The organism is Streptomyces sp. NPDC002088 (assembly GCF_040296605.1).
Classification (GTDB): domain Bacteria; phylum Actinomycetota; class Actinomycetes; order Streptomycetales; family Streptomycetaceae; genus Streptomyces.
Genome location: NZ_JBEOXO010000068.1, coordinates 1 through 7,911, shown reverse-complemented (window position 1 = coordinate 7,911; position 7,911 = coordinate 1). Strand labels below are relative to the sequence as shown.

Annotated in this window: 9 protein-coding genes; 3 read left to right on the top strand and 6 right to left on the bottom strand. The window is 67.2% G+C overall.

Going from position 1 to position 7,911, the window contains the following annotated elements; translation table 11 throughout:
* The first annotated feature begins 207 nt into the window (after nt 1-207).
* Nucleotides 208-1,011: an SMI1/KNR4 family protein gene (locus tag ABT114_RS49540; RefSeq protein ID WP_351153746.1), complete on the top strand. Its 804-nt coding sequence runs from the start codon at nt 208-210 to the stop codon at nt 1,009-1,011.
* Between the two features lie 234 nt (nt 1,012-1,245).
* Here ABT114_RS49540 and ABT114_RS49535 read toward each other — a convergent pair whose 3' ends face one another.
* The 3 genes from ABT114_RS49535 to ygiD form a co-directional block, all read right to left on the bottom strand.
* Nucleotides 1,246-1,485, bottom strand: coding sequence for a hypothetical protein (locus ABT114_RS49535; RefSeq protein WP_351153744.1), 240 nt, complete (start codon nt 1,483-1,485; stop codon nt 1,246-1,248).
* Entirely contained in the window at nt 1,482-1,760 is a 279-nt protein-coding gene (locus ABT114_RS49530; RefSeq protein WP_351153742.1) for a hypothetical protein, read from the bottom strand. Before ABT114_RS49530 ends, ABT114_RS49535 begins: the two co-directional genes overlap by 4 nt.
* Nucleotides 1,761-2,149: 389 nt before the next feature.
* The gene (ygiD, locus tag ABT114_RS49525) at nt 2,150-2,995 is read right to left on the bottom strand and encodes a 4,5-DOPA-extradiol-dioxygenase (RefSeq protein WP_351153739.1); all 846 of its coding nucleotides are present in this window, start codon (nt 2,993-2,995) and stop codon (nt 2,150-2,152) included.
* Between the two features lie 523 nt (nt 2,996-3,518).
* On the opposite strand from ygiD, the gene ABT114_RS49520 reads away from it, so the two are divergent.
* Complete coding sequence (locus ABT114_RS49520; protein WP_351153736.1) at nt 3,519-4,280, top strand: isochorismatase family protein; 762 nt, start codon at nt 3,519-3,521, stop codon at nt 4,278-4,280.
* On the opposite strand, the gene ABT114_RS49515 is transcribed toward ABT114_RS49520, so the two are convergent.
* Together ABT114_RS49515 and ABT114_RS49510 are read right to left on the bottom strand one after the other, a co-directional pair.
* Nucleotides 4,273-4,974 carry a TMEM175 family protein gene (locus tag ABT114_RS49515; RefSeq protein ID WP_351153733.1) on the bottom strand — a complete coding sequence of 234 codons (702 nt, stop codon included), beginning with the start codon at nt 4,972-4,974 and terminating at the stop codon, nt 4,273-4,275. The genes ABT114_RS49520 and ABT114_RS49515 overlap by 8 nt on opposite strands.
* Nucleotides 4,975-6,046: 1,072 nt before the next feature.
* Nucleotides 6,047-7,150 (bottom strand): DUF4037 domain-containing protein, encoded by a 1,104-nt coding sequence (locus ABT114_RS49510; protein WP_351153730.1) that lies wholly within the window; start codon nt 7,148-7,150, stop codon nt 6,047-6,049.
* Between the two features lie 238 nt (nt 7,151-7,388).
* Here ABT114_RS49510 and ABT114_RS49505 point away from each other — a divergent pair, with 238 nt between their 5' ends.
* Complete coding sequence (locus ABT114_RS49505) at nt 7,389-7,667, top strand: hypothetical protein (protein WP_351153727.1); 279 nt, start codon at nt 7,389-7,391, stop codon at nt 7,665-7,667.
* 9 nt (nt 7,668-7,676) lie between these two features.
* On the opposite strand, the gene ABT114_RS49500 is transcribed toward ABT114_RS49505, so the two are convergent.
* The gene (locus ABT114_RS49500; protein ID WP_351153748.1) at nt 7,677-7,814 is read right to left on the bottom strand and encodes a hypothetical protein; all 138 of its coding nucleotides are present in this window, start codon (nt 7,812-7,814) and stop codon (nt 7,677-7,679) included.
* Nucleotides 7,815-7,911: the final 97 nt, after the last annotated feature.

The window sequence follows — 7,911 nt, the reverse complement described above, 5'->3', positions numbered from 1 at the left end:
CCGCTACGAGCGCAAGGCTGAACACTTCCTGGCCTTCACCGCTATCGCCTGCACCCTCATTTGCTACCGCCGACTCGCCAAATGAGACGACGTCTAAGGCGTCGCGGCCGGCGCGAGCACCCCAGTCTCGGCCCTCGCCAGCCCCATGGCCTGCAGCTTCAGGTTGGACGATGCCTATTGTCAGTGCGGTGCGTTTCACTGTCCGCCATGGAGCTCACGCAAGCGACGGTCAACGACCTGCTGGCCCAACTCGGCCCGGGGGACGGCTATATCTACCTGCCCAGCGACCTGAACCCGCAGGACCTGACCGACCTACTCAACAGCAGGTACGGCGCCCCGCGCACCCTCGTCCTCGACGGCTTCACCGATCCGACGGTCGACGAGTCCAGGGGCGCGGCTCTCCTCGTCCCCTTCGAGGACCGGGCCGTGAAGATACGGGCGTGGGCGTATGGGGATCAGTGGGTCGGCACGGGTACGGCGCGGGACGCCGAGGGGGCCGAGCGGCCGGTGTTGGTGGTCGCTCACAGGGAAGTGCCAGAACCCTTGGCGGTCGCTCCGGATGAGGACGAGGACGTCGACTGGATGGAGCGGCTCAGACGGATCACCGGCTGGACACAGCCCGCTCAGCGGCCGGACGTGGACTGGGCGGAGGTGGAGTCACGCCTGGGCACCGCGCTGCCGAGCGACTACAAGCGCATGGTCGAGACGTTCGGCACGGGCGCCTTCGACGGATATCTGGACCTGAATCAGGAGCCGTGGACGGATCTCAGAAGGGACGGTCTGCTCATCTGGGCGGGCACTGAGCACGAGGACCTGTACTGCTGGAGGGCCGACGGCGACGACCCCGACCGTTGGCCCGTCGTGGTCCGTTCCTTTGACAACAAGGACGTCCCCTTTGACTGCCAGGCCGCGGAGTTCGTCTGCCGCATCCTCATCGACCCGCACCACCCATTCACGATGGCCCGCTATTTCGACACCCACTGGTTCATGAACTACCGGGAAAGCGGCTGACCGAACCCCGCCGCCAACGGCCCCGGCTCTCCTCGGAGCCTACGAGGCACTCCAGACCCGGCATCGCGATTCCGGCGAACCGGCAACGCGCCGGATGATCACCTGCTACCGATCACGCCTACGACCGGCACGAGCATCTCAGCCCCCGCTCACGCCAGCCCCATGACCGGCGAATTCAGGTTGAACAGAGCTCAGTGCCTCTGGCGGATAGGGACGTATCGCGCGATCCTCGTGCTAGTGGCCCTCTCCATCCCGTACAGCTTCGAGGGGGACGGCAACGACTGGGCCTGCGAACAGCCGAAGAAGTCTGGCGGCGCCTTCCGGTGCCAGATCGGGAACAGTGGTCTCCTCCGGCGGGACGACCTCGAAGCTGCCCGACGACTCGCTGTTGAGCGTCCGTCCGGGACCGTGGTCGCGCACGCCCAGCTGCACCGTCACGGTGTCGCCGACCCGGCCACGCACGGTCGCCGTCACCGCTCGTAGTCGTCCTGCACATCGGTGTCTACGCGGACACCGCCGCTGGCCGCGGTCAGACCGCGGTCGGAGGTCTCGACCAGGGTCAGCGGGGCGTCGGTGCCGCGCACGGAGGTCTCGTCCAGCTGCGGAAAGTCGGCCGGCCAGTTGTACGTCAGGGTGCCGGTCAACTTTCCCGACTGCGCGGTGTAGCGGATCGAGGCGGCGGTGCGGTAGGCGGTGTGCGGCGCCGCCTTCGTGTCGAACACGCACCAGGCGGTGGTGAAGTCGTTCAACAATCCGAAGAGATCAGTAGGACCTCTGACTGCGGCAGAGCCGATACGGTCTCCGCGGCACTCTGCCGGTGGCCTCGGATGTTCGATCAGGCGTGATCACCGGCGTGTGGGACGAGGCGTGTGCATTTACTGCGGCAGAGCCGGAGGGAGGAGGCGGGTGGCGATCGAACGGGCGGCATTACGAGAGACCGGGGGCGCGTTACGGGTGTCCCGTGCCCGGGTCGTGCCGCTGTCCCGTCCCGCCACCGTCGTACGCCGCAGCGGTCGAGCGGTACCTCACCGGCCCGGGCATCGCGAAGTCCTCCGCGCGGTTCGCTCCCTGCTTTCGACCACTCGACAACTACCACGACCGAGGTCCGGCTGGCTGGGACGCCTGTCGCACCGCCGCCTCAGGTGTTCGTGACGTCCGCCGGTACGCCTTCGGGAAGTTCGGCGGCCGCCCCGGTGCCCTGCCCCGCACCCGGGCACTCGATGTCCAGCGTGTAGGAGGTCATCGAGAGCGAGCCGTAGGAGTAACCGTCGACCAGCAGCTTCGCGCCGCGACCGGACGCGGCGGCCAGTCCGGCGAGATAGAGCAGCGGGATGAAGTGGTCAGCGGTCGGCGCGGCCGTGCGGTAGTCCCGGTGGCCCTGCAGTCGCACCGATGCGGCGGGCTGGTGGAGCATCACACCCTGGGCGCTCTCGTCGAATCGCTGGGCCCAGTCGAAGCCCGCGTCCGGGTACTGCGGGTCTACGCTGCGCAGGTTGTGCACCACGTTTCCGCTGCCCAGCACGAGTACTCCGCTTTCCCGCAGCGCCGCCAGCTTCACCCCCAGCGCGAAGTGGTACTCCAGGTCCCTGTCTGCGTTGATGCTCAGCTGCACGACGGGGATATCTGCTTGGGGGAACGCGTGCCGCAGGACTGACCAGGAGCCGTGGTCGATGCCCCAGCTGTCGGCGTCGGCACCCACCCAGGTCGGCTTTACCGCTTCGCTGACCTCCTCCACCAGTTCGGGCATGCCGGGCGCCGGGTACTGCACCTCAAAGAGCTCGCGCGGGAAGCCGTAGAAGTCGTGGATGGTCCGCGGTAGCGGCATCCCGGTCACGGCGGTGGCATTGACAAACCAGTGCGCCGACACCACTAGGATCGCCCGCGGCCGGGGCACGGCCTGGCCGAAGGCGCGCCATGCGGCTGTGTAGCGGTTGTCCTCCAGGGCGTTCATGGGACTGCCATGGCCGATGAACGCCGCCGGCATCAGTCGGGTCCCGCTGGGTTCCGCGGCCGCTGGCATCATGGTCTCCCGTGTCGTGGGGCGGGGCGTGCCCACGCTTTCCCGGGGTTGGCGCAGGGCGCACGTAGGCGGGCCGGTGTCGTCGTGAATTTCACCCGGCGGCCGCACTGCAAGCCGTCGGGCCGGTTCGCGCCCCGGCGTTGTCGCGAACCAGGACTTCATGCTCCCTACCCGTGTCCGCGGCGTCCTGGGCATGGTCGTTCTTCCGCCGTCGCCGTCGCCGTCGCCGTCGCCGTCGCCGTCGCCGTCGCCGTCGCCGTCGCCGTCGTCGAGGAGCGACCCGAACCGGGGCGCAGGCTGTGGCACCACCCGGTCCCGGCCAGCGGGTCAGCGGGCGGCGACACATGGTAGTTATGCGAAAGAAGAGAACAAGTGCGTCGGATTGTCCTCACGTCCGTGTGAGGGTCGACACCAGTTGCCCTCGCCCCGCTCCGGTGCCGGGTGACACCAGGGCCGCCCTTGACCGCATTACCCAGGAGGAACCGCAATGTCCGACCGCGTCGACGATATCGTCAGCCCGATCACCGACCGCGTCCTGCCGCTGCGCAGCACGGCGGAAGAGGCGCGCGCTGCCGGGCGCGTCCCCTACGTGAAGCCGACCCCGGAGAACTCCGTCGTCCTGCTGATCGACCACCAGATCGGCCTGATGGACAGCACCCGTGATTTCGCCTCGCTGGCGACTTTGAAGGCCAACGTCATCGGTCTGGGGCAGATCGCCAAGGCAGCGGGTATCCCGGTGATGCTCTCCACCTCCAACGCCCAGTGGCAGAACGGCGACACGCTGCCCGAGCTCAAGGAGCTCTTTCCGGAGGTGCCCATCCACCGGCGCACCGGCATCATCAACTGCTACGAGGACCCGACCTTCCGGACCGCGTTCGAGGAGCTGCTGGCCTCCACCGGCCGCACCCACGTGATCATCGCGGGGGTCACGATCGGCACATGCACCGCCATGCCGACGCTGGCGATGCTCCACGACGGCTACCAGGTGTTTCCGGTGGTCGACGCCTGCGGCGCCTGGAACCCCTACGAGGCCGACGCCGCGATCGCGCGCATGGTCCGCGCCGGGGCGGAACCGGTCACCGTGTTCGCCCTGGGCTGCGAACTGCAGGCTGACTGGAAGCTCCCCTTCGGCGACGCCATGTTCGGCCCCTTCACCGACCAGCTGCCCGAGTACGGCTTCGTCATCCAGAACTTCTGGAACAACGCCAACCAGCACGTCGTCCCCGACCCCTTCGGAAACGTCAAGTAGAACCCGGTGGCGGTCCCGCCCGTCCGAGCCATCCGTCTCCGCGGTGAGCAGGGCGGGACGGGCCGAAACCTTCGCTCGTCACCAGGTAGAAGGCGGGCAGTGCGAGGAAGATCCCCAGCGCGACCAGCGGACTGACGGCCGTCCCGAGCACACCGGCCACGGCGTAGGCCCCGACACCGATCCAGGAGCGCAGGGTGCCGTGACGGAGGTAGCTGGGCTCCACCCCTTGCGCGAGGAGTTCGCTCCTGCGCCGCAGATGGTGGTAGAGGACCACCCAGCTCAGACACATCGCCGCGGCCACACAGGAGTAGAGCGCGGCCGCGGTGCGCGCATCCGGCCCGTTGGCGTCTTCGCGCAGCGCGTCGGAGACCACCGCCGTGGGGAAGGGCAGCGCCGCCGTCGTGAACAGCACCAGCAGGTTCGCGACCTGCAGTCCGCGGTCCATCGACCGGACGCGGGCGAAGGCCTGGTGGTGGTTCAGCCAGATCACCGCGACGTAGCTGAAGGACGCGAGATAGCCGAGGTAGGCGGGCCACTGCTCGAGCAGGGCGTGTGCCAGGCCCCCGGGCCGGTGCGGCGGATCGGACAGTTCCAGCACGAGGATGGTGACCGCGATGGCGAAGACGCCGTCGCTGAACGCCTCGGCACGTGTGGTGTCCGAATGCGTGAACCGCCGGCCGCGACTGTCGGTCATACGGTTGCTCCTTCGAGACGGGGCGAACTGCGCGCGTCACCGCCACCAGCCGACCACAGTCGCCATAGGCGAGCGAACCGGAAAACGGCCGCCCCCGATGCCGCTGCGCGCCCCCAACGGCGGACACGCCTTGATCAGCGATCAGCTGGTGCCGCCAGGACCCGCGGCCGCGCCCTTGTCCCATCAACGACAGGAAAAGAGTCCTACCGGCCCTGAGAGCTCGTAGCACGATCTTGTTGAGGTGTCCTGGCCGGGCGTGACCGATGTGACGATTGGGCCGTTCGGGAGGGTGTGTGTTCCGCTTCACCCATCGTCCGACGTCCATTCCGTGGTAGGCGATGCCGGGCTGGAGTTCGGTCAGTCCGGCATCGTCGCGCAGCAGCTCGCGTACGGCCGCGTAGTGCCGTTGCCAGTCGGCCGGCCAGGCCGGGTTCAAGTCCGGATCGACCTCGCTCAGCGCCCGTATCCCACTCGGGCCACCCGCCAGCGCGCCCGGGCGGCGGAGGTTGGACACGGTGAACTCCTGAGGGACGTGGTGAGTGCCCAGTGCCCCGGGCCGACCAGCGGCACGGCAGGCCGACTGTACGTCGTGGAATTCCAAGGCCCATATCAGTACGTGCTGTTGGGGCACACCAGGAACGTGTCGAAGCGGATGTCCTGCCACATCCTGGATGCTGGCCGCCACGGTTACGGGCTGCTCAATGCCTGGGTTTCTCCCCGTGCTGTCGTACGCTCAGAAACAGGAACGGGTGGCACGCCCTCGCCGATGGCTTACACGGCGCCCAGCACGTGGGTGAGCGCTTCTACGAGATGCCCTTCGACACTGCTCTCACGGTGGTCCGGGTGGCGATGGAAGCCGGTCTGCTGAGCGCTGTGCCGGACGCTGCCGCTGCGGAGCCCGTGTGAGGGCTGGACTGGGCACTGGACCGAGGCCGCGATCGACGCACAAACCCTGCCGTCGCCGGGCGGACGGAGCAGTGCATTCACTCCAAAGAGGGCACGTCGTCGGATCCCGACAAGCCGGAACGAATCACAGCCGTCCGGGCAGAGCCCGTCCCAGACCTGCCGCCTCTCATTCGAGAGCGTGTGCTGCGGCCTGAATAGCTTGGGGCTGGTTGAGTAGATCCGTGCTGTCTGTCCACTGGTCCACGCTTCCCATGAGCACCAACGTCCGAAGATCCGGGTCTGTGACCGTCTCCGCAAGCGCCTGCGCGAAACGCTCGGCGCGCAGAACCTGGAATGGGCGGGAATGGTAGGGCCGCCGCTTCGGGTCCACTGGCGTGTTGAGCCCCGATGCGTTCTGCAGAGCAGCGACAACCTCATAGGCGTCGCACAGAAGTGCCTCCCGGGTCCGGTAGTCCGTCGCGGCCAGCGCACCACGTAGAGCCGGCTTGAGCGACTTCGCCGCAAGCAGCTGGCCGAAGGCACTGCCGAGCCACTTGCTGTAGGGGGCGTAGCGGCGCTCCAGCAACAGGCAAAGGCGCATCAGATCACGAACCAGGCGAGCGGCCACGACGGCCGAACCGATGTCGTCACCGACTTCCGCGCAGCGACCCACGAACGCTTCTTCCTGCGAGATGCGCTGCCACTGGCAAGCCAGCAGATACCGCCATACCTGGCCCGGATACCACGCCAACCGCCGCCGGACGTCGGTGAGAGCACCAAGCCCGTCATGGAACACCGCTCCACCAGTGGTCTCAGCAAGCCGCTGCTGCGGCATCGCCAGCCATTCACGCGTGGTCAGCTCCGTACCGGCCGAACGCACCCCGAGCCGCTCGGCCAGCCATCCGTCCACGTCGTACACGCCTACGCGATGGTTTACCGGGCCGTCGGTCAACTGCATACGGCCGACCGGATCCAGCGGATCGTCACTCTCCTCGAAGTGGGTGGGCCAGCCCCGAACTTCCTTCGGCAGCCTTTCGGCCAGGGTGCGGCGGATGGCAACACCGTGCTGAGCCTGGTCCTCGGCTGTCAGGAAGATCTCCAGCCGCGGACCCCACTCATGATCCACCGACCGCGATGTGTCGAAGCCCAGCACCTCAGAGCCGCTACCGATCCGAGCAGCCGCGTAACGCAGCCGGGGAAACGCATCCCGAAGGATCGGCTCTACCGCCTCCTCGTACAAGACCTCAGACAACTCGATGCCAGGCATGAACGGGGCCCCGGAGATCGTCATAGCCCAACTTTGCTGGACCTACTCACCCCGAGGCCACCGGTTATCTGCGCTGACAGCCCGCCCACTCACCCATGGGGCCAGATCAACTTCGTACACGGTGGAGCCGCTTCCCACCCGTGCAGTGGAGCCCAAAGAAGGGTCTGGCGCAAGTTCCGTGAGCCGGTCACTGACCGTAATGTCAGCGGCATGTGATGAGATGACCAGACCTTGTTCGCCGCGTTGCCTGGAGACCGTCTCAATGCCTGCTGCATACCCCTCCCTGACGCGAGTCCTGGCCGAGGCCCTGGTCGATGTCCTCTGGTTCATCGAAGGCTGTGAAGACGAGCAAATGGATCCAGACGACGCCGTCAAGGTCCTGGAGAGCGTCGCTCACGTCGTGAGCAAACTGTCGCGGGAGCAGCAGGACGAGTTCCTCGACCTGCTTGGAATCATGGCCGCTGAAGAGGCCGATCCGTCGCGTCGGGCGTTCTTGGAAGAGTTCCCGGACGGCCTCGGAGTTATCGAGGACGCGGTCTGATGCGCATTCTCAAGAGGAGAGCAGGACCCGCTTGCGCAGGAGGCCGAAGCCGGCGCGTCCGAACATCTGCCGTTTGAGCATCTTGATCCGGTTGACCGCTCCTTCGACTGGATCGGAGTTCCAGTCCGTGGTCAGTCCGGCGGTCACCGCTGAGGGGCCTCGCGTTTTCCAGACAGTTGTCTGACCGTCTATTTCACGCGGCGATTCGCAACTTCTCGTACTCGGCGTGGACTTCGCATGGAGG

What these genes read in the sequence shown, in the direction of transcription:
- ABT114_RS49540 (WP_351153746.1), top strand. Translation starts at nt 208, where the DNA reads ATGGAGCTCACGCAAGCGACGGTCAACGACCTGCTGGCCCAACTCGGC.
- ygiD (WP_351153739.1), bottom strand. Translation starts at nt 2,995, where the DNA reads ATGCCGGCGGCGTTCATCGGCCATGGCAGTCCCATGAACGCCCTGGAG.
- ABT114_RS49520 (WP_351153736.1), top strand. Translation starts at nt 3,519, where the DNA reads ATGTCCGACCGCGTCGACGATATCGTCAGCCCGATCACCGACCGCGTC.
- ABT114_RS49515 (WP_351153733.1), bottom strand. Translation starts at nt 4,974, where the DNA reads ATGACCGACAGTCGCGGCCGGCGGTTCACGCATTCGGACACCACACGT.
- ABT114_RS49510 (WP_351153730.1), bottom strand. Translation starts at nt 7,150, where the DNA reads ATGACGATCTCCGGGGCCCCGTTCATGCCTGGCATCGAGTTGTCTGAG.
- ABT114_RS49505 (WP_351153727.1), top strand. Translation starts at nt 7,389, where the DNA reads ATGCCTGCTGCATACCCCTCCCTGACGCGAGTCCTGGCCGAGGCCCTG.